A 25329-nucleotide genomic window follows, 5' to 3' on the forward strand; every position below is an offset into this window, starting at 1 on the left:
ATATATATGAGACTATGCAGTATTGCCAGCGGAAGCAGTGGCAATTGTATCTATACGGGAGGAGAGCATACACATCTTCTTGTAGATACAGGAATCAGCAAAAAAAGAGTAGAGGAAGGTCTGAAAGCTCTGGATATCAAGGGAGAGGAGCTTAGCGGGATTCTGATCACTCATGAACATATTGACCATGTGCAGGGTCTTGGCGTGTTCAGCAGAAAGTATGAAGTGCCGATCTATGCGACAAAAGGTACAATAGAAGGAATCAAAAAGATTTCCAGTATTGGAAAGATGCCGGAAGGATTATTCCATGAAATCCAGACGGATGAAACATTTACACTGGGTGAGCTGAAAGTAGAACCATTCAAAATCTCTCACGATGCAAATGAACCGTCCGGATACCGGATCGGTGACGGGGAAAAATCCGTTGCAGTCGCAACAGATCTTGGAAAGTATGACGATTATACCGTGGAACATTTGAAAAATCTGGACGCAATCGTGCTGGAGGCAAACCACGACTTAAAGATGTTGGAGGTCGGTCCATATCCATATCCGCTCAAACGAAGAGTGGCAGGAGACAAAGGACATTTATCAAATGAATTGTCAGGAAGGCTGTTATGTGATATATTACATGATAACCTGAAACATGTTGTTCTTGGACATCTCAGTAAAGAGAACAATTATGAAGAGCTTGCCTATGAGACGGTGAAGTTAGAGGTTACTTTGGGAGATAATCCATATAAAGGGGACGATTTCCCAATCACTGTTGCAAAGAGAAGCAGTGTGTCAGAGATTATTGATCTGTAACTGTTTTGTAAAAAAACACTGGTCAAAAATGATTGATCTGTAACTGCCTTACAAAAAAGCATAGTGTCAGAAATTTTACTGACACGGAGATTACGAGGAGGAACACCATGAAGAAATGTATCATTACTGTAGTTGGAAAAGACAAGGTTGGAATTATTGCGGGAGTATGTCAGTATCTTTCTGATATTTCTGTAAACATATTAAATATTTCCCAGACAATCGTAGAGGGTTATTTTAATATGATGATGATTGTAGAGGTCACAAATTGTACAAAAGAAATTGCAGTAGTTGTTAATGAGATGGAAGAACTCGGAAAAACAATTGGCGTAGATATCCACTGCCAGCGGGAAGATATCTTTGAAAAAATGCATCGTTTGTAATCTTGAATAAAGCGGAGGATTGGACATGATTAATTTTTACGAAGTAAATGAAACCCAGCAGATGATTGAACATGAGAACCTGGATGTGAGAACAATCACACTTGGAATCAGTCTTTTGGACTGTATTGATTCTAATCTGGATAAGTTGAATCAAAAAGTATATGAAAAGATTACAACAGTTGCAAAGGATCTGGTTGTGACAGGTAATCAGATTGAACAGGAGTACGGAATCCCAATTGTCAATAAACGTATTTCTATAACTCCGATTTCATTGATCGGTGGTTCAGCATGCAAGAAACCGGAAGACTTTGTGGAAATTGCAAAGACATTGGATAGGGCAGCGAAAGAAGTCGGTGTGAATTTTATCGGTGGTTATTCTGCATTAGTGTCAAAGGCTATGACAAAAAGTGATGAGCTTTTAATCCATTCTGTTCCACAGGCGCTTGCCTGTACAGATCGGGTGTGCAGTTCTATTAATGTAGGATCTACAAAGACAGGTATCAACATGGACGCAGTCCGTCTCTGCGGAGAGATTGTAAAAGAGACTGCAGAAGCAACGAAAGACAACGATTCTCTTGGATGTGCAAAGCTTGTTATATTCTGTAATGCACCAGATGACAACCCATTTATGGCAGGGGCATTTCTTGGCGTGACAGAAGGCGATGCGGTGATTAATGTAGGAGTCAGCGGACCGGGGGTTGTAAAGCATGCCATTGAGCAGGTGCGTGGACAGGGGTTTGAAGAATTATGTGAGACAATCAAGAAAACCGCATTTAAGGTGACACGTGTCGGTCAGCTTGTAGCAGGAGAAGCATCAAAACGTCTCGGTGTTCCGTTTGGAATTGTCGATCTGTCACTGGCACCTACTCCGGCGATTGGAGACAGTGTCGCTGAGATTCTGGAAGAAATCGGTCTGGAGCGTGTTGGAGCACCTGGTACGACAGCAGCGCTTGCAATGCTGAATGATCAGGTGAAAAAAGGTGGTGTTATGGCATCCTCTTATGTAGGTGGACTTAGCGGTGCATTTATTCCAGTCAGTGAAGATCAGGGAATGATCGATGCGGTAACGATAGGCGCGCTGACAATGGAAAAATTAGAGGCTATGACTTGTGTATGCTCTGTAGGTCTGGACATGATCGCTATTCCAGGAAAGACGAAAGCATCTACGATTTCAGGAATTATTGCCGATGAGATGGCAATCGGAATGGTCAATCAGAAAACAACAGCAGTACGTCTGATTCCTGTTATAGGAAAAGATGTTGGAGATACCGCTAAATTTGGCGGATTGTTAGGATATGCACCGATCATACCGGTGAATGAATATGACTGTAGCGCATTTGTGAGCAGAAAAGGAAGGATTCCGGCTCCGGTGCACAGCTTTAAGAATTAGGAGGAAATTGACAAGAATGGGAAAGGTAGCAATCGTTACAGACAGCAACAGTGGAATTACACAGGAGGAAAGTAAGAAATTAGGAATCCATATTCTTCCGATGCCATTCTATATTAACGGAGAATTATTCTATGAAGATATCACATTATCCCAGGAAGAATTTTATAAAAAACTGGCAGAGGATGCAGAGATATCTACCTCACAGCCATCTCCGGGAGATGTGATGGATTTGTGGGAAGAGCTTTTGAAAAAATATGACGAAATCCTTTATATTCCGATGTCAAGTGGACTTAGCAGTTCCTGTGATACAGCCATGGGACTTGCTATGGAATTTGAAGGAAAAGTCCGTGTAGTAAATAATCAGAGGATTTCTGTTACTCAGAGACAGTCGGTTCTTGATGCGATTGAAATGGCAGAGAAAGGGATGTCTGTACAGGAAATCGAAGAAGTTCTGATGCGTGAAAAACTAGAGTCCAGTATCTATATTACAGTAGATACACTAAAGTATTTGAAAAAAGGTGGACGTATCACACCGGCAGCGGCAGCTATCGGTACTGTGTTGAATTTAAAACCGGTTCTTCAGATTCAAGGCGATAAGCTGGATGCCTTTTCGAAAGCGCGTGGATGGAAATCTGCAAAGAAGACGATGCTTGATGCAATGGAAAAAGATTTGAAAGAACGGTTTGCCGGAGAAGAAGTACATCTCGAGGCTGCCTATACATGTTCTGCTGAAGAAGCACAGGAATGGAAAGCAGAGATAGAGGCAAGATTCCCGGGATATGATGTGGTGATGAATCCGCTGTCACTGAGCGTATCATGTCATATTGGACCAGGGGCAAGGGCAATTGCCTGCAGTCGTAAAATTAAATTGTAATAAATGAAATTACAATTTTAATGTGTGGACTCATACAGGGAGGAAAACTATGGAGATTACTGTAAGAGAATTTCGAAGTGAAGATACGAAAGATGCAATTGCAATCTGGAATGAAGTTGTAGATCAGGGAAAAGCATTTCCACAGCTTGAGGATTTGGGAGTGGAAGACGGAGAAGCATTTTTTAAAGAGCAGTCTTATACAGGTATTGCGGTCAATGAAAATGATGAGATCGTGGGACTTTATATTCTTCACCCGAATAATATTGGCAGATGCGGACACATCTGTAATGCCAGCTATGCAGTAAAAAGTACGGTAAGAGGGCAAGGCGTTGGTAAGGCAATCGTGACGGACTGCCTGGAAAAAGCAAAAGAAATCGGTTTCCGTGTGCTGCAGTTCAATGCAGTTGTAAAAAGTAATACAACTGCACTGAAGCTTTATCAGAAGCTTGGATTTACACAGCTTGGGACAATTCCGGGTGGATTCCTGAACAAAGATGGCGTGTACGAAGATATTATTGTGCACTATAAAGAACTGTAAGTGTTATAGATCAGGTTCACGGATAATGATAATATCGTTTAACTTTAAAATGGTATTTTTTTGTGGAAGCACAGAAAGATCATCTCGTAGTACAAGAAATATGGTGATCTGCTGTGTTTCTTCCATTTCTCCGACAGTCTTTCCGGCGTAGCGCTTGTCTACAAATACTTCCGCAATTTCTTTAATGTCTGTATTTTTTAAGTCAGATGTCTCCAATTTGAATGATGTTAAATATTTTTTCTTTCATAATAGTTCCCAAAACATATTTTTCCAGTTGTTATATAGTCTAACATATCTGGGACGAAATCTCAAAATGAATTAACGAAGGAAGGGTAGTTATGAATCAGGTTAAAGTAACAGAGCGTGTACAAAAACAGTTGTTTGAATTACAGGATTTACAATATCGGGATTTTCAGGCAAAACTCTTGCCGACAATAGAGAAAGAAACGGTTATTGGTGTGCGAATGCCTGTGCTTCGCAAATTTGCAAAAGGATATGGAAAAACAGAAGAAGCAAAAGAATTCTTGAAAATTCTTCCACATCAGTATTATGATGAAAATAATCTGCACGGGCTTTTGATTGAACAGATTAAGGATTATGACAGATGTCTGGCAGAGCTGGAACGATTTTTACCATACATCGATAACTGGGCAACCTGTGATATGCTGGCAGTCAAAGTAATGAAAAATCATCTGGATACATTTATAGAAGAGGTCTGCCACTGGATGAAATCAGACCGCACTTATACAATCCGATTTGGTATCGGTATGCTGATGCGTTATTATCTGGGAGACGAATTCCGGATAGAATATCCCAGGAAAGTAGCTTTGGTTCAGTCAGACGAATATTATGTGAATATGATGAGGGCATGGTATTTTGCAACCGCGCTCGCAAAGCAGTATGATCAGATACTCCCATTTATTGAAGAACGCAAACTTGATGTGTGGACACACAATAAGTCCATTCAAAAAGCTATTGAAAGTTATCGGATTACTCCAGAACAGAAAGTATATCTGAAAACGCTCAAAATATGAAGGTAATAGAATAAATGAAAAGAAGTAAGAAAATGAAAAATTTAAGTCAAAGAATAATCGAATATGTAATGAAAAGTAAAAAAAGAAAAGTATATTGTATTTTGGGTCTGGTCTACTTTCTGGCAGTTGTATTTGTTATGAATGATGCCTGGCTATATCAGACGCCAATTGCGAAACTTACGAAGGTTGAGACGCGGATGACCGGAGAAGGGAAAAGCACTCGTGGAACGAAGGAGAAAAAATACGAGCAGAACATTCAAGGAGTCGTTCTAAACGGGAAAAATAAAGGGAAAAAAGTTTCGTTTTCTCATGAATATACTTATACAGGTATGTTGAAGCAAGGATACCATAAAGGGGAAAAAGTTTTCCTGAATGGTTCCAAAGATGATGTTGGATCGGGAATACGAGGTGTAAAAAGGGATACTGAGATTGTCGTACTGCTTGGATTTTTAATTCTGCTTCTTCTTATTGTAACCGGAAGACATGGAGCATTGACTGTCGGGACAGTCATAATAAATCTAATTATATTTTTCGTGGGATTCTGGAAATGTGGAGACAGTTCGAATGTGTTATCGCTTTGTAACAAATTGGTAATACTTTTTGCAGCAGCTACTTTGATTGGGCTAAATGGAATTAATAGAAAAACATGGGCAGCATTGTTGTCCACATTGTGTGTGCTCGCAATGATTATGGGGATTTTTGATCTGGTAATGAGACATATGGAAGAACTGGATTACTCCACAATGGAATATCTTGGAAGCATTGATAATCCAGATGAAATGTTTCATGCAGAAATATTATTGTCCGGGTTGGGAGCTATTATGGATGTATCCGTTGCAATTTCTGTCGCTTTGAGTGAAATTGTCCGGAAAAAACCAGATGTAACATTTTTTGAATTGTTTAAATCAGGAAGAGAAATTGGATATGATATTATGGGGACGATGATTAATGTACTGTTATTTGTATTTGGCTGTGGACTTATTCCAATGTGTCTGATTCGGATGAATAACAGTGTGCGGTTCGTTACAATTATTAAACTTCATATTCCGTGTGAATTATGTCGATTTTTTGTTGAGAGTATTGGTATTGTATTGGCAATACCGGTATCGATTATTATAACATCTGTTATGATGAAAATGTCTGCAAAGAAGGTGAAAAAGATATGCTGATAATACTTGGGTTGATTTTGATTAGCTTGATTGTGATTGTCGGAGGAGACAGAGGAGTTGTATCTTTAATTGCCCTGGTCGGGAATTTACTTCTGCTTAGCTTTGCAATCTGGCTTATGGCAGCAGGAGTACCGGTTCTATTTGTTACGGTTGGAGCGGGAATCGTGATATCCTGCATTACATTATTTTATCAAAATGGAACGAATGTAAAGACCTGGAGCGCATTTATTTCTGTGGCTATTACAATGCTGGTTTTATTTTTTGTCATTTATGTTGTAATATGGAGTACTGAGGCTGGTGGATTGAATGAAATCCAATCTGTTGGAGATGACATTTTATATTACAATATGGATTTGAATATCAGTATGCGAAATGTGATGGTTTCAGTTATTTTGCTCAGTACACTGGGGGCAATTCTCGACATGGCTCTGACAGTTACGACTTCTGTATATGAGGTGAAAAATCATAAATCCGAGATGAAATTTACAGAGCTTGTAGAAAGTGGAATGAAAATCGGAAGAGAAGTGATTGGAACAACGGTAAATACATTGCTGTTTGCATATCTTGGAGAATCACTATTGTTATTTACCTATTTGAAAATGCAAAATTATTCGTTGGAACTTTTGCTAAATTCAAAAATATTGTTTCAAAATTTTGCTTCTATGATTTTCGGTGCAATTGCCTGTGTAATGGTGATGCCGATTGCGGCAGTGCTAATGGCAAAAATGCTTGCTGTAAAATAGAAATTCAACTATACTGAAGAAAAGATTCTATTTTAAATGTAGGAGATAGGAAATGAAATCAATTTCTATTTATGCAGTGACAAGAAATCAGAACATAGGACAGTTACAAAAACTGGAACGGCAACTATCAGGAAGGGAGTATTTTCTGAAAATGCGTACATGGGAACTGGAGAGTATGAGATCTCTTGTCCGTGAACTGGAAGCGCATATGGATGAAGTATACGCCCTTCGTTTTTTTTATTCCTTCCAGATTCCGAGACTTGGAAAGGAATTTGATCTGCTTCAGATCAAGGACGAGCAGATTGTGAATATTGAACTGAAAAGTGGCGCAGTATCCGATGAGACGATCCGGAAGCAGTTGATTCAGAACCGTTATTATCTGTCTGTGCTGGGACGCCCGATTTATTCTTACACTTACATCAGCAGTCAGAACCGGCTTGTAAGGCTGACGAACCACGATCATATTGTGGAGGCCGACTGGCAGCAGTTGTGCGGACTCTTGAAAAATAAAAGTTCAGATTATGGTGGAGAGATTGAAGATTTATTTCAGGCAGAAATGTATCTGATTTCGCCTCTGACAGAACCTTTGAAATTTTTGCGAAAGGAATATTTCCTGACTTCCCAGCAAAGAGACATTAAGCGTCAGATTCTAAAAAGAATTCGAACAGAACATACTGGGTATTATAGTTTCAGTGGACTTCCGGGAACAGGAAAAACTCTGTTACTTTATGATATTGCCATGAAGTTATCACAGAAGCATAAAGTGTGCATGATTCACTGTGGTGAGGCCGGAAAAAAATGGGAGATTCTGCATGAACGATTACGACGGATCGACTTTTGGTCGGATAATCAGATAAAAAATCCAATAAACTTAGAAGATTACAGCGCTATTCTTGTGGACGAAGCACATTTGCTCTCGGCAGAAAAATTAGAATTATTGCTGGAATGTGTGAAAGAACAGCCGGTTATATTTTCCAGCGATGTGGAAGATATGATATCCTCAAAAGAAATTGACAGAAGAGGTACGCACAGAATCGAACATTTGCCGGAAATACAGATTTTTCGCCTGACAAACCGAATCCGGGCCAATGCAGAGGTATCTTCTTTTATTCAGAATATGATGCATCTGCCAACTGGGAAAAGTCAGAAAGGCTACCCACATATCGAAGTCGTCTATGCAAATGATTCAATAGAAGCGGAAAAATTGATAAAGAATTACAAAAGTCATGGGTATCAATATCGCAAAGAGCCCTATGATGCAAATGATAATACTACCGGACAAGAGCATGCAGAGTATCTGGCAGTGGTGATTAATGACCAGTATTATTATGACGAAGAAGGGTATCTTAGATCAAACAAGCAGGGAAGAAAAGAAATGTCTGATGTCCGAAAACTTTTTCATTACTTGAATCAGGTAAAAGAAAGTCTGGCTTTGGTCATACTTGAAAATGAAGAAGTGTATGGCAGATTACTGAATTTGCTGCAGGGAAAATAAAATAGATTTTTCAGACAATAAAAAGAAAATCACACAAAATGTCACTGAAATGTTATAATCAAAATATGTATTAATTGATCAAAATATACTGTAATCTGGCTGAGACGAGACGCCAGATTGCAGGGTGTAAATAGGAGGAATATTATGGGATTAATAAAAGCAGCTCAAGCCGCAACAGGGACGGTCATGGCAGATCAGTGGAAGGAATTCTTCTATTGTGATTCTCTTGATAACGATACACTGCTTGTAAGAGGAAAAAAGCGCACAGGGAGCCGTTCCTCAAATACAAACGGTAACGACAACATCATTTCCAATGGTTCTGGAATTGCAGTGGCAGATGGTCAGTGTATGCTGATCGTTGATCAGGGGAAAATTGCGGAAGTTTGTGCGGAACCGGGCGAGTATACATATGATACTTCATCAGAACCAAGTATTTTTGCGGGAAATTTAAGTGACAGTATCAAAAATACATTTCTGACGATCGGAAAGAGATTCAGTTATGGCGGTGATACAGGAAAAGATCAGAGAGTCTACTATATCAACACAAAGGAAATCACAGATAATAAGTTTGGTACTGCTAATCCAGTCTGGTTCCGTGTAGTAGATAAACGCATCAATCTGGACAAAGATATTGAGATCCGCTGTAACGGAGTGTATTCCTTTAAAATTACAAATCCACTTTTGTTTTACACAAGTCTTAGCGGAAATGTGACAGAATGTTATGAAAAAAGTGAGATCATGCCGCAGCTTAAGACGGAGTTCGTAGATGCGCTGCAGCCGGCATTTGCTAAGATCGCAGAGATGGAGATACGCCCAAGCCAGATTCCGGCACATGCCACCGAGATTGGTGACGCCATGAACGAGATTTTGACGAAAAAATGGTCTGAGATCCGTGGACTTTCTATTGTGTCTGTTGCATTTAATCCAGTCACACTCAAAGAAGAAGATGCTGAGGCAATCCGTCAGGCACAAAATACATCTATGTATACAGATCCAAGCATGATGGCAGCGACACTTGGTATGGCACAGGCAGAGGCAATGAAGAATGCGGCCAGCAATCCGAATGGTGCTATGATGGGATTTATGGGAATGAATATGGCGAGCGGCGGCATGAATATCCAGGGACTCTATGACCAGGGAGCCGCTCAGAAACAGGCGCAGCAAGAGCAGCAGGTACAAAAAGAGCAGAATCAGGCAAATGGACAGGATCCACAGGCGGGTGAACCCCAAAATCTGAAAAACAAAGCAGCAGCCCCGGCAGCAGGTGGAGAGATAGCGTCTTGGACTTGTTCCTGTGGTCAGGTCAACAATGGCAGATTCTGTATCGAGTGTGGTAAGCCAAAACCACAGGATGACGATAGCTGGACTTGCAGCTGTGGAACGCTCAACAAAGGAAAATTCTGCATGGAGTGTGGAAAACCGAAACCGCAGAAATTACACTATCGCTGCGATAAATGTGGCTGGGAACCGGAAGATCCTGCAAATCCTCCGAAATTCTGTCCGGAGTGCGGAGATCCGTTTACAGATGACGACAGAAGTTAACTCCCACAGGAATGCATAAAATGAGACTTTGTAAGGAGAAACATGAATGTCAGAGATAAAAGAATACAAATGTCCGGCATGTGGCGGTGCCATGGAATTTGACAGCAAAAGCCAGAAAATGAAGTGCCCGTACTGTGATACAGAGATCTCCGTGGACGAATATGAATCGTTGATCGCAAAGGCAGATCAGGTAGTTGCCGCAGATGCAGCATCAGATGTCGAGACAGAACAGAAGAAGTCCGAAAACTATACTGCACATGACTGGAATCAGGATGAGATTGATAATATGGTTGTCTATATCTGTCAGTCTTGTGGCGGTGAAATCACGACAGATAAAAATACAGGCGCTACAACTTGTCCGTTCTGCGGAAATCGTGTTGTTTTAAAAGGACAGTTTGAAGGAGCGTTAAAACCGGATTATGTCATTCCATTCAAATTAGATAAAAAAGCTGCAAAAGAAGCTTATTATAAGCATCTGACAGGAAAAGCATTTATCCCGTCTGTGTTCAGACAGGAGAATCATATAGACGAGATTGTAGGTTTATATGTTCCGTTCTGGGTATTCAATATCGAATCAGAAGCTGATATATCCTATGATGCAGAAAAAATCCGTGTCTGGAAGTCCGGGGATACCGAATATACAGAGCACAAATATTATAAAATCCGCCGGGGAGGCACAATCTATTTTGAACATGTGCCGGAAGACGGTTCTGTAAAAATGGATGATGCATTGATGGAATCACTGGAGCCTTATGACTTTAAAGATGCTGTACCATTTAAATCTGCGTACCTGGCAGGTTATGTAGCCGACCGATACGATGTAGACCAAGATGAATGCATGAAACGGGCGAAAAAGAGAATCAGACGGAGTACGGAAGATTCTTTTCGGGAGACTGTCAACGGATATTATGCACTTTCTACGCAGAGCAGTACAGTAAATATCCGGGATTCCAAGACCAGTTATGCCATGTATCCGGTATGGCTTCTGAATACTACGTGGAAAGGACAGAAGTACACATTTGCCATGAACGGACAGAGTGGAAAGATTGTAGGAGATTTGCCGGCGGACGAAGGTGCATTCTGGAAATATGTAGGAACAAGAGGGATTCTTATCAGTGTGATCCTTTATATCATCATGATGGTTGTCATGTTTTTATAGGAGGGTGGGAATATGAGAGAAAATAAAATAATAAGAAAAATTTTCACCCTGCTATGTGTACTGACATTGATAGTCGGGCTTAGCATTTTGAACATCCCGGTATGTGCTGAAGAAATCCCACAGGATCGCCAACTTCCCAGACTGGTAGACGATGCAGATCTTCTGACGGACAGTGAAGAGCAGGAGCTTAACACAGAACTGGACGAAATCAGTGAAAAACAGCAATGTGACGTCGTTGTAGTGACGGAAAATTCATTAGATGGAAAAAGTGCGCAGGATTATGCGGATGATTTCTTTGACTATAATGGGTATGGATACGGTGATGAAGACAGCGGTGTTCTGTTTCTGATTGGGATGGACGAACGGAAATGGGCAATTACTACATACGGCTATGGTATCACTGCATTTACGGATTATGGACTGGAATATATGGAAGATGAGTTCTTGTCTTATTTAAGTGATGGTGAATATATGGAAGCATTTTCAAAATATGCCACACTTTGCGATGATCTTCTTACCCAGGCGAGAGATGGGCATCCATATGATGTAGACAGCGATGATGATAAGCCAGATGTTTTCACTATGATCTTCTGGGGTGTTGTGGATCTGCTCATAGGATTTGTTGTTGCATTCATAATGGCGCAGGTGAAGAAAAGCAAATTAAAATCTGTCAAAAATCAAGTTGCTGCCAATGCGTATAAGAAACAAGGCAGTATGAAAGTAACAACAAAAGAGGATCGATATATCAATAGTATTGTGACAAAACGCCTGATTCCAAGAGATGATGAGGATCACGGCCACAGTGGCGGAGGCGGAAGCACAACACATGTCAGTTCTTCCGACCGGTCACACGGTGGACGAAGTGGTGGGTTTTAATATCAGCTAGGAGTCAATCCCCCAGCTGATATAGCCTCCGGCAGGGCGCACATTGTCCGGTGGACAATGGTTTTGCGCCGACCGAAACGGAGTGTAGACTTGCAGAGGCATTCTTGAATATTATACTTAAGACTTAAGTCGAATAATCTGTTTTTGATATTCATTTTTATAAGGTGTATGATACTTGTCTGTCACAACACTTTCGTACAGATCTGATGCAAAAATATTCTGCTCCAGCATATGGATATCTATACCGGCAGGCTGTGATAATTTCGAGATAACAGGAATGCCGGTATTTTTTTTGATAGAAGTAAGTACCCATGAGGATTCTTGGCGGAAACCAAGAAGTCTGGCGTATCCACACCTGGAATCTGCTGCCAGATCCGGTACATCACATTTGCTGATGCCGAGTAAAATGTGGATCAGACATCTGCTGATGCGGGAGTAAGTTACATTTTTTGTTTTTATCAGGTCGCAGAACTGGCTGAAAGTTAAAAAATCATTTCTAAATGTGATGATCCGGTTTGCAATCTCCGGTGTAATATCCAGATATCGCGTCAGTGTATCTTTTGTTTCGGTCAAAAGCTTTGCTTTTAAAAGCAAGGAAAAATCATCTGCAAACACAGGAAAGCATTTGTGATAGTTTTCTTTAAAAATCTTGTGACAGTTTTGCGGCAGTTCCCGAAGTATATGATTAATAGCAGGAGTGTGATTCGCATTTTTTGTAAGTTCACAATCCTGTAATCCCTGCCGGAGTGCAGAGGCAGAGCTGAAAAGGCCACCGAGTGTCTGGTCATGATATCCGGCTCCTTCGCGTGTAATTGTTACTGGCTCGATAGAACTGTTCAGAAAGGAAAGCGCTTTTAGATATTCAATAGCCAGGATGTTATTTGGCGAATCCAGAATCGCGCTGATCTGTTCGGGGATACAGGACAATGATTTGTTTTTGCCTAAATATTCTATAAAAGCCAGTTTTCTTGCGGCAGGAAATGCATTTCCATTTTTTAAATGTTTCTGAAGGAGAACTTTGTAAAGCTCGGTTTCTTTACAAAGAACATCGGCAATCTGTTGTAATATTTTTATTTCGCCGCACTCACTTCCAAAGCACAGATAATCTACACAGCCGAGAGCTTCAAGGAGGCTGACCGCACCGGTGGCAAAGTATTCTGCACTTCCGGTTGCGTAACAGACTGGTAGTTCTAAAACTACGTCGGCACCACATGCAAGTGCCATCTGGGTACGCAGATGCTTTGGCATGATGGAAGGAATTCCACGCTGAACATAGTCGCCGCTCATAATAATAATTGCAGCATCAGCGCCTGTGATTTTCTTCGCTTTTTCTATATGGAATTCGTGCCCTTTGTGAAATGGATTGTATTCCGCAATAATTCCAACAATTTTCATACACTTTCTCCTTGTCACTGTTAATAAAATTTATTATACTATAACTATGTTTTGCTTGCAAATGAATGACAACAGGCAGGAGGGTATGTATGGAAGAGGAACAGATGCTGACAAAAGAACAGATTCTTGATATGCTTGATGCAGGTCAGTACAAAGAATTAAAAGAAGAACTGGGAAATATGTACCCCGTCGATATTGCCGAGACACTGGAAGATTTTGAGCAGAAACCGCTCGTTATGGTGTTCCGTCTCCTGGCAAAAGAAGAGGCTGCTGAGACATTTACTTATATGAACAGTGACATGCGTGAGGTACTGATCGGGGCACTTACCGATTCCGAGTTGGAAGAGGTCATGGAAGAGATGTATCTGGACGATACGGTCGATGTCCTGGAAGAGATGCCTGCGAATGTTGTGGATCGTCTTTTGATGGTTACCGATGAAGAGACAAGAGCCCAGATCAATCAGCTTTTGCAATATCCGGAAGACAGTGCCGGAAGTATTATGAATGTGGAGTACATTGCACTCCGCAAAGAGATGACGGTTGAAGAGTCTATTTTAAAAATCCGTCAGGTTGGTCTGAATCGTGAGACTATCTACACTTGTTATGTTACGGAAAAACGAAAACTGATCGGACGGGTCGATGTCAAAGAACTTCTGACAACCGGTGAATCTAGAACAATCGAAGAGATTATGGATACGAATGTGCTTTACGCGCATACAACAGACGATCAGGAAGATGTAGCTATGATGATCAATAAATATGGTCTTATTGCCCTTCCAATCGTGGATCATGAAATGTGCATGGTCGGTATCGTAACTGTTGACGATGCCATGCTTGTAATGCAGGAAGAGGCAACAGAAGATATCAGTATCATGGCCGGTATGTCTCCAAGTGAAGAGACTTATTTTGGAACATCTGTTGTGGAACATGTAAAAAGCAGGCTTCCATGGCTGTTATTTCTGATGCTTTCTGCGACAGTGACACAGATGATCATGAACAGCTATGAAAGCGCACTTGTAGTTATGCCACAGCTTGCCGGTTTTATTCCAATGCTGACAGGAACCGGTGGAAACTGCGGTTCACAGAGTTCTACGCTGGTTATTCGTGGATTGTCTGTAGGAGAAATAGAATTTCGGGATTTATTCAAAGTTATATTTAAAGAAGTCCGGGTGGCAGCAGTGGTCAGTGTGATACTGGCGGTTGTGAATGGAATCAGAATCATCGTTATGGGACAAGGAGATGCGCTCATTGCATTATCCATCGGTGGAACTATGATCTGTACCGTCCTGATTGCAAAAGTCGTAGGCTGTACCCTTCCGATGCTTGCTTCCAAGATCGGACTCGATCCCGCAATCATGGCGACCCCGCTTATTTCTACCCTTGTAGATATCAGCACAGTAACTGTATACTTTATGATCGTCAGCCATGTATTCCACTTATAATAACATTTTGTATTTAATCAGAAACAATCCCAATGTACTGAATTTAGTACGCAGATACAACTTGTCCATGCCAATCCTTTGTATTATAATGAGAACGTTGAAATAACTGAATACAAACGAAAGGAGTCTTTAAGTCATGGGATTTATTGATGATATTAAAGCGAGAGCAAAAACAAGTAAAAAGACAATTGTACTTCCGGAGACAGAGGATATCAGAACATATGAAGCAGCAGAAGCAGTTCTGAAAGAAGGAACAGCAAACCTGATCCTTGTCGGCAGCGAAGAAGAGATTGCAAAGAACAAAGGTTCTTTTGATATCAGCGGAGCAACAATCGTAGATCCTGCAAAGAGCGAGAAGACAGACGCCTACATCGCAAAACTTGTAGAATTACGTGAGAAAAAGGGAATGACAGAGGAAAAAGCAAGAGAACTTCTTCTGACTAATTATCTCTACTATGGTGTTATGATGGTTAAGATGAAAGATGCTGACGGAATGGTATCCGGAGCATGCCACTCAACGGCAGATACATTAAGACCAAGCCTTCAGATCCTGAAGACAAAACCGGGAACAAAGCTCGTAAGCGCATTCTTTATCATGGTCGTACCGGATTGTGAGATGGGTGCCAACGGAACATTCCTGTTTGGTGATTCCGGACTTGAGCAGAATCCGGATCCGGAGAAACTTGCAGCAATCGCACTTTCATCCGCAGACTCCTTTAGACTTCTGACAGAAAAAGAGCCAGTTGTAGCACTTCTTTCACATTCAACAAAGGGAAGCGCAAAACACGCTGACGTAGATAAAGTTGTAGAGGCTACAAAGATTGCAAAAGAGAATGCTCCGGAAGGACTTCTCATTGACGGAGAATTCCAGCTTGATGCAGCAATTGTTCCGTCAGTAGGAGCATCTAAAGCACCGGGAAGCCCGGTTGCGGGAAAAGCGAATGTACTGATCTTCCCAGACCTTGATGCTGGAAACATCGGATACAAATTAGTTCAGAGACTTGCAAAAGCAGAAGCTTACGGTCCTCTTACACAGGGAATCGCAGCGCCTGTCAATGATCTCTCCCGCGGTTGCAGCGCTAAGGATATTGAGGGTGTAATCGCAATTACAGCAGTTCAGGCAATGGCAGAAGATAAATAAATTTCATATCTTTAATGATCAGCCATATGCATTTTGCACAAAAAATATGCATATGGCTGAAATTTTTTCAAATTAGGGATAGACATTAGGGACGAAAGTCCTTATTATATAAGTTAAGAATTCTAATCTAAAAGAGAGGTAAATGAAATGAATGTATTAGTAATCAACTGTGGAAGTTCTTCACTGAAGTTCCAGCTCATCAACTCTGAGTCAGAGAAAGTACTTGCAAAAGGACTTTGCGAGAGAATCGGAATTGATGGAAGCCTTACATACCAGCCAGCAGGCGGTGAGAAGGTTAAATCTGACAAAGCTATGCCTACACATACAGAGGCTATTCAGTTTGTTATCGACGCATTAACAGATGCCGAGACAGGTGTTGTTAAGAGTCTGGATGAGATTGGGGCAGTCGGACATCGTGTCGTACATGGTGGAGAGAAGTTTGCAAGCTCTGTTGTAATTACTGATGAGGTAAAAGCTGCAATTGAAGAGTGTAATGATCTTGCACCACTTCACAACCCGGCAAACTTAATCGGTATCAATGCATGCCAGAAGTTAATGCCTGGAACACCGATGGTAGCTGTATTCGATACTGCATTCCATCAGACAATGCCGGAGAAAGCTTACATGTATGGTCTTCCATATGAGTATTATGACAAATACAAAGTAAGAAGATATGGTTTCCATGGTACAAGCCACAGCTTTGTATCTAAGAGAGCTGCTGAGCTTGCAGGAAAATCTTACGATGATCTTAAGACAGTTGTCTGCCACCTTGGTAACGGTGCAAGTATCTGTGCAGTAGAGAATGGAAAATCCGTAGATACATCTATGGGTCTTACACCACTTGAGGGACTTGTAATGGGAACACGTTCCGGAGATATTGATCCGGCTATCCTTGAGTTCGTAGCTAAGAAAGAGGGACTTGATATTTCTGAGCTTATGACAATGCTCAACAAGAAGTCAGGTGTATATGGACTTTCCAACAACCTTTCAAGCGACTTCCGTGACCTTGAGAACGCAGCTAACGAAGGAAATGCTCAGGCTAAAGTAGCTCTTGAAGTATTCGCTTACCGTGTAGCTAAGTATGTGGGAAGCTATGTAGCAGCTATGAATGGTGTTGATGTAATTGCATTTACAGCAGGAATCGGAGAGAACTCAGGTACAGTTAGAAGCGCTGTTCTGAAATATCTTGGATACCTTGGAATTACAGTAGATGAGAAAGCAAATGATACTCACGGAGAAGAGATTACAATCTCTACACCAGATTCAAAAGTTCTTGTTATGGTTATTCCTACTAACGAAGAGCTTGCAATCGCACGTGAGACAGTAGCATTAGTTTAATCTAAAACTATTGTAAAAAAGTTATTGATTTGATTATTTACACCCTTCCGTCTGAATACGGAAGGGTGTATGTCTGTAGTAATTACAAGATGTAGAATATTTTCCGGACAGAACAAAGTATGATGTTTAGTTCGAAAAGAAGATGCGTATAAAAATATTTGGAATAATCAAAAAATAATTTCTAAAATGTAGTTGACAAACAGCTTTTCCATGATATAATAGACAGGTATGAATAGGGGTGATTAATATGTTGATTGACCTATCCAATGTCTTATCCGAACCACACAGATCTGTTGATGAGACAGTTCCATGTGAACTTAAAATATTTCGGAACGGGCTTGGTGAGTATCCGGTCACTGAAAGTTCTGATGTTCATGTAAAGATTAATTATATGGAGAACGGAAAACTTCAGATAGAAGGAACTTGCAAGCTGACTGTAGAGATTCCGTGTGACAGATGTCTGGAACCGGTGGCGACAGTATTCGATCTGAATATTTTACGCATCACAAAGGGAAATGTCACAGATGAGAGTGAAGTGGAATCAGAGGATTTAGACGAAGCAAATTATATTGACGGATATACACTCGATGTTGATCAACTGGTCGGCAGCGAGATTCTAATAGGGTGGCCGACGAAGATTCTGTGTAGCGAAGACTGTAAAGGGATTTGCAACGTATGTGGTCAAAACCTGAATCAGGGAACTTGTAACTGTGAAGATACGAGTCTTGACCCTAGAATGTCAGTTATCCGCGATGTTTTTAAGAATTTTAAGGAGGTGTAACCTATGTCAATTTGTCCAAAGAACAAATCTTCAAAAGCTAGAAGAGATAAGAGAAGAGCTAATTGGAAGATGAGTGCTCCGAACCTGGTAAAATGCAGCAAATGCGGCGAATTAATGATGCCTCATAGAGTCTGCAAGGCTTGCGGAAGCTACAACAAAAAAGAAATCATTGCTCAGGACTAATGAGTAAGAAACGCTGTAAATCTAGGGGGTTGAGGCATTCCTTAACCCCGTGATAAAGCGGTATTTTCTAAAATGTACCCCACTCTGTACCCCAATTTAAACAAACGAATTTCAACGGTTATGTATAGTCCATGTGTATAAATTTTATTGATTTAACTTCGTAGCAGCTTAAAGCTGTTTTTTTTGTGCCATTTTATATGACAACAAGATTCGTGATTGGGATTACTGTGGGTGGATATAAGGTTACTGAGCACAGGTACTATGAACGGTAACTATATAAGATTGGAAGTTAAGGATTGAAAAAATGAAATTCTGTGGTATAGTAAAACCTGAGTAAAATAGAAGTAGAGGGACAGATTATGAACGACATTTTATACCGCGCAGCAGCATATCTGCTTATTATTGCACTTGGAGTTTTTCTGAAGAAAGTCGGATTTTTTCATGAACAGGATTTTCGTACACTTGCAAAAATTTTGCTGAATATCACGTTGCCTTGTGCAATTATCTATTCATTTTCAAAAGTAGATTTTCAGATTTCGCTTTTAACAGTGACAGGACTTAGTCTTTTTGTTGGAATTCTTATGATGTTTATTGCGTTTTTTACATCGAGAATAACAGGGAAAAAAGAGAATATTCCATTTGATATTTTGAATTTGTCAGGATATAATATCGGAAATTTCTGCCTGCCGTTTGCACAGAGCTTTTTAGAGCCGCTTAGTCTTCTTGGCATCACGCTATTTGATATGGGAAATGCTTTTTATTGTAACGGTGGGGCAAAGGCAGTTGCGGAAGTATTCAAAAACTCCATACATAGGGTGCCGGGAACAGAGACAGCTGCCAAAACACAGTTAAAAAATTCGCTGAAGACTATGGGGCGGGCATTGAGTAGATCCACTCCGTTTCTTGTTTATTTTGGGATGTTGATTGTTCTGATTCTAGGGATTCCGATTCCCAGACTTGTATTGTCGGTTACACAGATTGGCTCCAATGCCAATGCATTTACGGCGATGCTGATGATTGGGGTCGGATTCAAACTGAATATTAAAAAAGATGGAATCAGTCATGTGATCCGGATTTTGTTCACGCGTTATGCAGTGACCATATCATTTGCTGCGATTGCTTTTTTCTGTCTGCCATTCCCGCTGCAGATCAGACAAGCGCTTGTTCTTGCATTTTTAAGCCCGATTGCCAGCGCCTGCCCAGCTTATACAGATGCTCTGGGAGAAGATTATGAGCTTTCCAGTACAATTAATTCCATTTCGATGCTGATCAGTATCGGATTGATCACAGCTGCATTGATTGTCATGTTGTAAAGATACGTGTTGATTTTTCCGGTGATGTTTAGTAGAATATTACCAGTAGAGACAGGAGGAAATATCATGTCAGAAATTACAACAGTAGTACTGGATGCTATGGGTGGAGATAATGCTCCGGCTGCAATGATTGACGGCGCAATTGATGCCATTTCCAAGGAAAAGAATGTAAAAGTCATTCTGGTCGGTATTGAAGACGTCATAAGAAAAGGTCTGGAAGGCAAGACATACAATCCAGAGCAGATCGAGATTGTGAATGCGACAGAAGTGATCGAGACAGCAGAGCCGCCGGTACATGCTATACGCAGGAAGAAAGATTCTTCCATCGTAGTCGGGATGAAGCTTGTAAAAGAGGGAAAAGCAGATGCTTTTGTATCTGCTGGAAGTTCAGGAGCGATTCTTGTGGGCGGACAGGTGATTGTTGGCAGAATCAAAGGTGTTGACCGTGCGCCATTAGCTCCGCTTATTCCAACGGAAAAAGGAGTTTCTCTTTTGATTGACTGTGGTGCGAATGTAGACGCCAGACCGGCACATCTTCTTCAGTTTGCCAAGATGGGGTCCATCTATATGGAGAATGTTCTTGGTATAAAGGATCCGAAGGTAGGTATCGTGAATATCGGTGCGGAAGAAGAGAAGGGCAATGCACTGGTCAAAGATACATTTCCACAGTTAAAAGAACTTCCGGGAATTAATTTTATCGGAAGTGTGGAGGCGAGAGAGATTCCACATGGCCAGGCAGATGTAATTGTCTGTGAAGCATTTGTGGGAAATGTGATCTTAAAGCTTTATGAAGGACTGGGGGCTGTTCTTGTCGATAAGATCAAAGGCGGTATGATGTCCACTCTTCGAAGCAAGATTGGCGCGCTTCTTGTAAAACCGGCGCTTAAGACGACTTTGAAGACATTCGATGCTACAGAGTACGGTGGAGCTCCGCTTCTGGGACTGAACGGTCTTGTAGTTAAGACCCATGGAAGTGCGAAAGCAAAAGAAGTGACGAATACAATCATTCAGTGTGTCACATTTAAACAACAGAATATCAGTGAGAAAATCAAAGCAAGTATTCAGGCGGAAGAAGCTGCCGCTGAATAATAGAATGAACAAACAAGCAAAAGGAGACGTAATTATGGAGTTTGAAAAACTGAAAAAAATTATTGCAGAGGTCTGTGATGTTGACGAGGACAAAATTACAATGGATTCTACATTCAAGGATGATCTGGACGCAGATTCCTTGGATGTATTCCAGATTGTTACAGCTATAGAGGATGAGTTTGAACTTGAAATCAGTGATGAAGATGCTGAGAAGATCGTAACGGTAGGAGATGCTGTTGAGCAGATCCAGAATGCAACTGGAAACAACTAAGATATTATAAGTGAGAAAGTCCGGAAAAAAGGGCTTTCTCTCTTTCTGACTATAGGAGAATGAGCATGAAGAGAAATTTAAAAGAATTAGAACATAGAATCGGATATACATTTCAGGATTTTGCGCTTCTTAAGAAGGCAATGAGTCACAGCTCCTATGTGAATGAAGAGCATCTTCCGAAGTATGAATGTAATGAGCGCCTGGAATTCCTGGGTGATGCAGTACTGGAACTTGTGTCCAGTGAATTTTTATTTTTTGAACATCCGACAACTCCGGAAGGAGAATTAACAAAGACCCGCGCCAGCATGGTCTGCGAACCAGCACTCGCATTTTGTGCACGGGAGATTGAACTTGGAGAATATCTGCTTCTTGGAAAAGGAGAGGATGCAACAGGAGGAAGGAAGAGAGAATCTGTTACTTCTGATGCTATGGAGGCACTGATTGGTGCAATCTATGTAGATGGTGGTTTTGCTAATGCAAAAGAGTTTATCAACCGATTCATTTTAAAAGACCTGGAGAATAAAAAGCTCTTTTATGATAGCAAGACTATCCTGCAGGAAATTGTGCAGGCACATTTTAAAGAAGAACTTTCTTACCATCTGGTTGGGGAAGAGGGCCCAGATCACGATAAAACTTTCCAGGTCGAACTTCAGATCGGAGAACAGGTCTATGGAATCGGAAAAGGACGTACAAAAAAGAGCGCAGAACAGGAAGCTGCCTACAAGACCATTCTGATGCTCCGCAAAAAGAATATAAAGTAGGTGTTGTATGTATTTAAAAAGCATAGAAGTGCAGGGGTTTAAGTCCTTTGCAAACAAGATAAAATTCGATTTTCACAACGGTATTACAGGAATTGTCGGACCAAATGGAAGTGGTAAGAGTAATGTAGCCGATGCGGTGCGGTGGGTACTTGGTGAACAGCGTGTCAAGCAGCTTCGAGGCGGCACAATGCAAGATGTTATCTTTTCCGGTACAGAGAACCGTAAACCGTTAAGCTATGCGTCTGTAGCAATCACATTGGATAATTCAGATCATAAACTTGCGATTGATTTCGAAGAAGTTACGGTAACAAGAAAGTTATACCGTTCTGGTGAAAGTGAATATCTGATCAATGGCAGTGCATGCAGGCTGAAAGATATTAATGAATTATTTTATGATACAGGTATCGGTAAAGAAGGATACTCCATTATCGGACAGGGACAGATTGACAAGATCTTAAGTGGTAAACCGGAAGAGCGGCGAGAGTTGTTTGATGAGGCTGCCGGTATTGTAAAATTCAAAAGACGTAAGAGTATGTCTGTGAAGAAGCTGGAAGAGGAACAGCAGAATCTGATCCGTGTCAATGATATTCTTTCGGAGCTTGAGAAGCAGGTCGGCCCATTGGAACGGCAGTCTGAGAAAGCAAGAGAATATCTGAAGAAAAAAGAAGAACTGAAGACTTATGATATCAATATGTTTCTGTTAGAAGCAGACCGCCTGAAAGAGCAGATCCGGGATGTGGAAGCAAAAGATAATCTGACAAAGGCTCAGATGGAAGAAGCAAACCGCTTGTATGAAGATACAAAGCAGGAATATGAAAGTATTGAAGAACAAGTCGATACGATGGACGCGTCTATTGAGACTTATAATCGCAAGCTTACTGAGACAAGCATGTTAAAACAACAGTTGGAGAATCAGATTGCTCTTTTGAAGGAGCAGATCCACAGTGCCAGAATGAATGATGAGCATTACGCGAATCGTGCTCAGTCCATTGAACGGGAACTTTCCGAGCGTGAGGAACAGCTTGGTACTCTGATTTCGGATCAGACAAGACTCCAGGCAGAATTAGATTCCGGCCGAAAAGCAGAAACACTTGAAAAAGAGAATCTGAACAAGCTTCAGATCCGTATTGCAAGTCTTAGTTCTGATATTGAAAAGAACCAGAATGATATTCGGGAAATTCTCGGAAACCGTGCATCCACAAAAGCTCAGATCCAGAAGTTCGATACTATGATGGAACAGATCCAGGTGCGGAAATCCGGACTGAACCAGAGATATTTTGGTGCGCAAAGTGAAGCCGGTCTTCAGAAAGAACAATATGAGACATTTTATGCGGAGTTAAAAGAAGTATCAGATCAGATTATTTCCTTTGCAGAAGAGAAGAAGAACTATGAATCACAGATTCAGGAACTTCAAAAGTCTTTAAATGAAAAAAATGAGCAGATCCGTGCAAGTCAGAGCGCTTACCACAGAGAGCATTCACGCCTGGAGTCTCTTAGAAATATGACTGAACGCTATGACGGATACGGTAACAGTATTAAGCGTGTTATGGATAACCGCAGTCATGAAAAAGGGCTGTTAGGTGTTGTTGCAGATATTATTAAAGTAGAGAAAAAATATGAGACAGCCATTGAGACGGCTCTTGGCGGCAGTATCCAGAATATTGTTACAGATAACGAACAGACAGCAAAACGTATGATTGAATTTTTGAAAAAGAATAAATTCGGTCGTGCAACATTTCTCCCACTGACGCAGATCCGTTCCCATGGAGGAATCGCTCAGCCACAGGCATTGAATGAAGCAGGAGTTATCGGTCTTGCAGACACTCTTGTTATGGTGGAAGACAAGTACCTGGAACTGGCAGGCTCTCTTCTTGGCAGAACACTGGTTGTCGATCATATTGATCACGGACTTGCCATTGCAAGAAAATACAGGCAGTCTATTCGAATTGTAACGCTGGAAGGTGATCTGATCAATCCAGGCGGTTCTATGACTGGTGGAGCATTCAAGAATTCCAGCACCCTTTTAAGTAGACGCCGTGAGATAGAAGAGCTGGAGCAGGCTGTCCAAAAACTCCGTGCGGATGTAGCAAAGACAGAGCAGGAGATCGCGGAGCTGAAAAACAATCGTTCCGGTTACTATAATAAAATCGAACAGATCAAAGATTTACTACAGAAAGCATATGTCCGCCAAAATACAGCGAAGATGAATGCCGATCAGGCAAAGAGCAAGATTGAAGCAGCGAATCAGACTGCGCTGGAAATTCAGAAAGAGACACAGCAACTGGATCAGGAGATCAGTGATATCATGGATAATCAGCAGTCCATCAATGTAGAGCTGGATACGTCTGAACAGTTAGAACGTGACCTGAATAAACAGATTGAAGAAGGGCAGACAAAGTTAGATGATCTGAAACATCAGGAAATATTACAGCAGCAGGCTTCGGAAAATGCACATTTATCCTGTGCTGCTACAGAACAAAAGGTTCTGTTCGTAATGGAAAATGCAGAACGTATTCAGGAAGAGATGCAAAAATTCCGCGAAGAGTTGAAGGGGCTGGAAGCAAGTAAAGGCGGTACGAGCAAAGAAATCGAGGAAAAAGAATCTCAGATTCAGGAACTGCGCCAGACGATTGAGAATTCCGGAGAATTATTTGTGGAAATTCAGGATGAGATTGAAAAGGCGAAGAAGACACGTGAAGATCTGAACCAGCGCCATAAAGATTTCTTACAGAAGCGTGAAGATCTCTCCAGGCAGATTTCTGATCTGGATAAAGAAATCTTTCGTCTGGAGAGCCAGAAGAACAGTTATGAAGAAGCTGCCGAGAAGCAGTTCAATTATATGTGGGAAGAGTATGAACTCACTTATAATCGTGCGATGGAGCTTAGGAATGAAAATTTAACGGATGTTGCGAAGATGAAAAAGCGTATTCAGGAATTAAAAGGAGAAATACGCGCTTTGGGAAATGTTAATGTCAATGCCATTGAGGACTATAAAAATGTATCGGAGCGATATGAGTTCTTAAAGACGCAGCATGATGATCTCGTGGAAGCAGAAGCAACACTGGAAAAAATTATCGCAGAATTGGACGAAGCGATGCGAAAGCAGTTCACAGAGCAGTTCGCACACATTTGTCAGGAATTCGACCACGTATTCAAGCAATTGTTCGGAGGCGGAAAAGGTACATTGGAACTGATGGACGATGAAGATGTTCTGGAAGCAGGAATTCGTATTATTGCTCAGCCACCTGGAAAGAAACTGCAGAATATGATGCAGTTATCTGGTGGAGAGAAGGCTCTGACAGCAATCTCATTATTATTTGCAATTCAGAATCTCAAGCCGTCCCCGTTCTGTCTGCTTGACGAGATTGAGGCAGCACTGGACGATAGCAATGTTGACCGTTTTGCACAGTATCTGCATAAGCTTACAAAGAATACACAGTTCATTGTCATTACGCACAGACGAGGTACAATGACTGCGGCAGACCGTCTGTACGGAATCACCATGCAGGAAAAAGGAATTTCGACACTTGTGTCCGTCAGTCTTCTGGAAGATGAACTGGACGATTAGAGAAAGCGCAGGTAAGATAGAACAAAGAAATATA

At 41.2% G+C, this 25329-nt stretch carries 24 protein-coding genes; 22 read left to right on the forward strand and 2 right to left on the reverse strand.

Translation table 11 applies throughout. The features are described from left to right. The first annotated feature begins 6 nt into the window (after positions 1-6). The 5 genes from LI164_RS00175 (at position 7) to LI164_RS00195 (ending at position 3986) form a co-directional block, all read left to right on the forward strand. Positions 7-804 (forward strand): MBL fold metallo-hydrolase, encoded by a 798-nt coding sequence (locus LI164_RS00175; protein WP_117656900.1) that lies wholly within the window; start codon positions 7-9, stop codon positions 802-804. 107 nt (positions 805-911) lie between these two features. Then, the gene (locus LI164_RS00180) at positions 912-1184 is read left to right on the forward strand and encodes an ACT domain-containing protein (protein WP_005332576.1); all 273 of its coding nucleotides are present in this window, start codon (positions 912-914) and stop codon (positions 1182-1184) included. A gap of 25 nt (positions 1185-1209) precedes the next feature. Beyond that, positions 1210-2574, forward strand: coding sequence for a PFL family protein (locus tag LI164_RS00185; protein ID WP_117682477.1), 1365 nt, complete (start codon positions 1210-1212; stop codon positions 2572-2574). Between the two features lie 16 nt (positions 2575-2590). Continuing rightward, complete coding sequence (locus LI164_RS00190; protein WP_117682478.1) at positions 2591-3448, forward strand: DegV family protein; 858 nt, start codon at positions 2591-2593, stop codon at positions 3446-3448. Positions 3449-3497: 49 nt separating this feature from the next. Continuing rightward, complete coding sequence (locus tag LI164_RS00195) at positions 3498-3986, forward strand: GNAT family N-acetyltransferase (RefSeq protein ID WP_117682479.1); 489 nt, start codon at positions 3498-3500, stop codon at positions 3984-3986. Positions 3987-3989: 3 nt separating this feature from the next. Here the strand turns inward: LI164_RS00195 and LI164_RS16245 are convergent, their stop codons facing one another. Next, on the reverse strand, positions 3990-4202 hold the full coding sequence (locus tag LI164_RS16245; protein WP_005332582.1) for a TrkA C-terminal domain-containing protein: 213 nt from the start codon (positions 4200-4202) through the stop codon (positions 3990-3992). 122 nt (positions 4203-4324) lie between these two features. Here LI164_RS16245 and LI164_RS00205 point away from each other — a divergent pair, with 122 nt between their 5' ends. The 7 genes from LI164_RS00205 (at position 4325) to LI164_RS00235 (ending at position 12004) form a co-directional block, all read left to right on the forward strand. Further along, positions 4325-5020, forward strand: coding sequence for a DNA alkylation repair protein (locus LI164_RS00205; RefSeq protein ID WP_005336541.1), 696 nt, complete (start codon positions 4325-4327; stop codon positions 5018-5020). A gap of 32 nt (positions 5021-5052) precedes the next feature. Then, complete coding sequence (locus LI164_RS00210) at positions 5053-6189, forward strand: YibE/F family protein (protein ID WP_227086576.1); 1137 nt, start codon at positions 5053-5055, stop codon at positions 6187-6189. Then, positions 6183-6932, forward strand: coding sequence for a YibE/F family protein (locus LI164_RS00215; RefSeq protein ID WP_005332585.1), 750 nt, complete (start codon positions 6183-6185; stop codon positions 6930-6932). The genes LI164_RS00210 and LI164_RS00215 overlap by 7 nt, the downstream gene beginning before the upstream one ends. A 52-nt stretch (positions 6933-6984) precedes the next feature. Then, a complete protein-coding gene (locus tag LI164_RS00220; RefSeq protein ID WP_147566971.1) occupies positions 6985-8427 on the forward strand; it encodes an ATP-binding protein in 1443 nt (480 codons plus the stop codon). A 144-nt stretch (positions 8428-8571) separates the two neighbouring features. Further along, positions 8572-9969 carry an SPFH domain-containing protein gene (locus LI164_RS00225; RefSeq protein WP_173793529.1) on the forward strand — a complete coding sequence of 466 codons (1398 nt, stop codon included), beginning with the start codon at positions 8572-8574 and terminating at the stop codon, positions 9967-9969. A gap of 46 nt (positions 9970-10015) precedes the next feature. Next, on the forward strand, positions 10016-11128 hold the full coding sequence (locus LI164_RS00230) for a hypothetical protein (RefSeq protein ID WP_117606128.1): 1113 nt from the start codon (positions 10016-10018) through the stop codon (positions 11126-11128). Positions 11129-11140: 12 nt separating this feature from the next. Continuing rightward, positions 11141-12004 carry a TPM domain-containing protein gene (locus tag LI164_RS00235; RefSeq protein WP_117606129.1) on the forward strand — a complete coding sequence of 288 codons (864 nt, stop codon included), beginning with the start codon at positions 11141-11143 and terminating at the stop codon, positions 12002-12004. Positions 12005-12130: 126 nt separating this feature from the next. On the opposite strand, the gene LI164_RS00240 is transcribed toward LI164_RS00235, so the two are convergent. Continuing rightward, positions 12131-13408, reverse strand: a complete 1278-nt coding sequence (locus tag LI164_RS00240; protein ID WP_117606130.1) for a nucleotidyltransferase — start codon at positions 13406-13408, stop codon at positions 12131-12133. A gap of 89 nt (positions 13409-13497) precedes the next feature. Here LI164_RS00240 and mgtE point away from each other — a divergent pair, with 89 nt between their 5' ends. The 10 genes from mgtE to smc all read left to right on the forward strand — a co-directional run bounded on the left by mgtE (position 13498) and on the right by smc (position 25295). Continuing rightward, positions 13498-14850: a magnesium transporter gene (mgtE, locus tag LI164_RS00245; protein WP_117606131.1), complete on the forward strand. Its 1353-nt coding sequence runs from the start codon at positions 13498-13500 to the stop codon at positions 14848-14850. Between the two features lie 136 nt (positions 14851-14986). After that, entirely contained in the window at positions 14987-15991 is a 1005-nt protein-coding gene (gene pta, locus LI164_RS00250; RefSeq protein WP_022279061.1) for a phosphate acetyltransferase, read from the forward strand. 147 nt (positions 15992-16138) lie between these two features. Further along, complete coding sequence (locus LI164_RS00255; RefSeq protein ID WP_005332597.1) at positions 16139-17329, forward strand: acetate/propionate family kinase; 1191 nt, start codon at positions 16139-16141, stop codon at positions 17327-17329. Positions 17330-17576: 247 nt separating this feature from the next. Beyond that, positions 17577-18110, forward strand: coding sequence for a DUF177 domain-containing protein (locus tag LI164_RS00260; protein WP_117606132.1), 534 nt, complete (start codon positions 17577-17579; stop codon positions 18108-18110). A 3-nt stretch (positions 18111-18113) separates the two neighbouring features. Continuing rightward, on the forward strand, positions 18114-18293 hold the full coding sequence (gene rpmF, locus LI164_RS00265; protein ID WP_005332600.1) for a 50S ribosomal protein L32: 180 nt from the start codon (positions 18114-18116) through the stop codon (positions 18291-18293). Between the two features lie 359 nt (positions 18294-18652). Next, positions 18653-19606 (forward strand): AEC family transporter, encoded by a 954-nt coding sequence (locus LI164_RS00270; RefSeq protein WP_168933082.1) that lies wholly within the window; start codon positions 18653-18655, stop codon positions 19604-19606. A 66-nt stretch (positions 19607-19672) separates the two neighbouring features. Further along, a complete protein-coding gene (plsX, locus tag LI164_RS00275; protein ID WP_040015438.1) occupies positions 19673-20695 on the forward strand; it encodes a phosphate acyltransferase PlsX in 1023 nt (340 codons plus the stop codon). A gap of 34 nt (positions 20696-20729) precedes the next feature. After that, on the forward strand, positions 20730-20966 hold the full coding sequence (acpP, locus tag LI164_RS00280) for an acyl carrier protein (RefSeq protein ID WP_005336507.1): 237 nt from the start codon (positions 20730-20732) through the stop codon (positions 20964-20966). A 65-nt stretch (positions 20967-21031) separates the two neighbouring features. Further along, the gene (gene rnc / locus LI164_RS00285) at positions 21032-21727 is read left to right on the forward strand and encodes a ribonuclease III (protein ID WP_040015439.1); all 696 of its coding nucleotides are present in this window, start codon (positions 21032-21034) and stop codon (positions 21725-21727) included. 7 nt (positions 21728-21734) lie between these two features. Continuing rightward, positions 21735-25295: a chromosome segregation protein SMC gene (gene smc / locus LI164_RS00290; RefSeq protein ID WP_227086577.1), complete on the forward strand. Its 3561-nt coding sequence runs from the start codon at positions 21735-21737 to the stop codon at positions 25293-25295. The last annotated feature ends 34 nt before the right edge of the window (positions 25296-25329 follow it).

Source organism: Dorea sp. 210702-DFI.3.125 (assembly GCF_020560945.1).
GTDB classification, from domain to species: Bacteria; Bacillota; Clostridia; order Lachnospirales; family Lachnospiraceae; genus Dorea; species Dorea formicigenerans.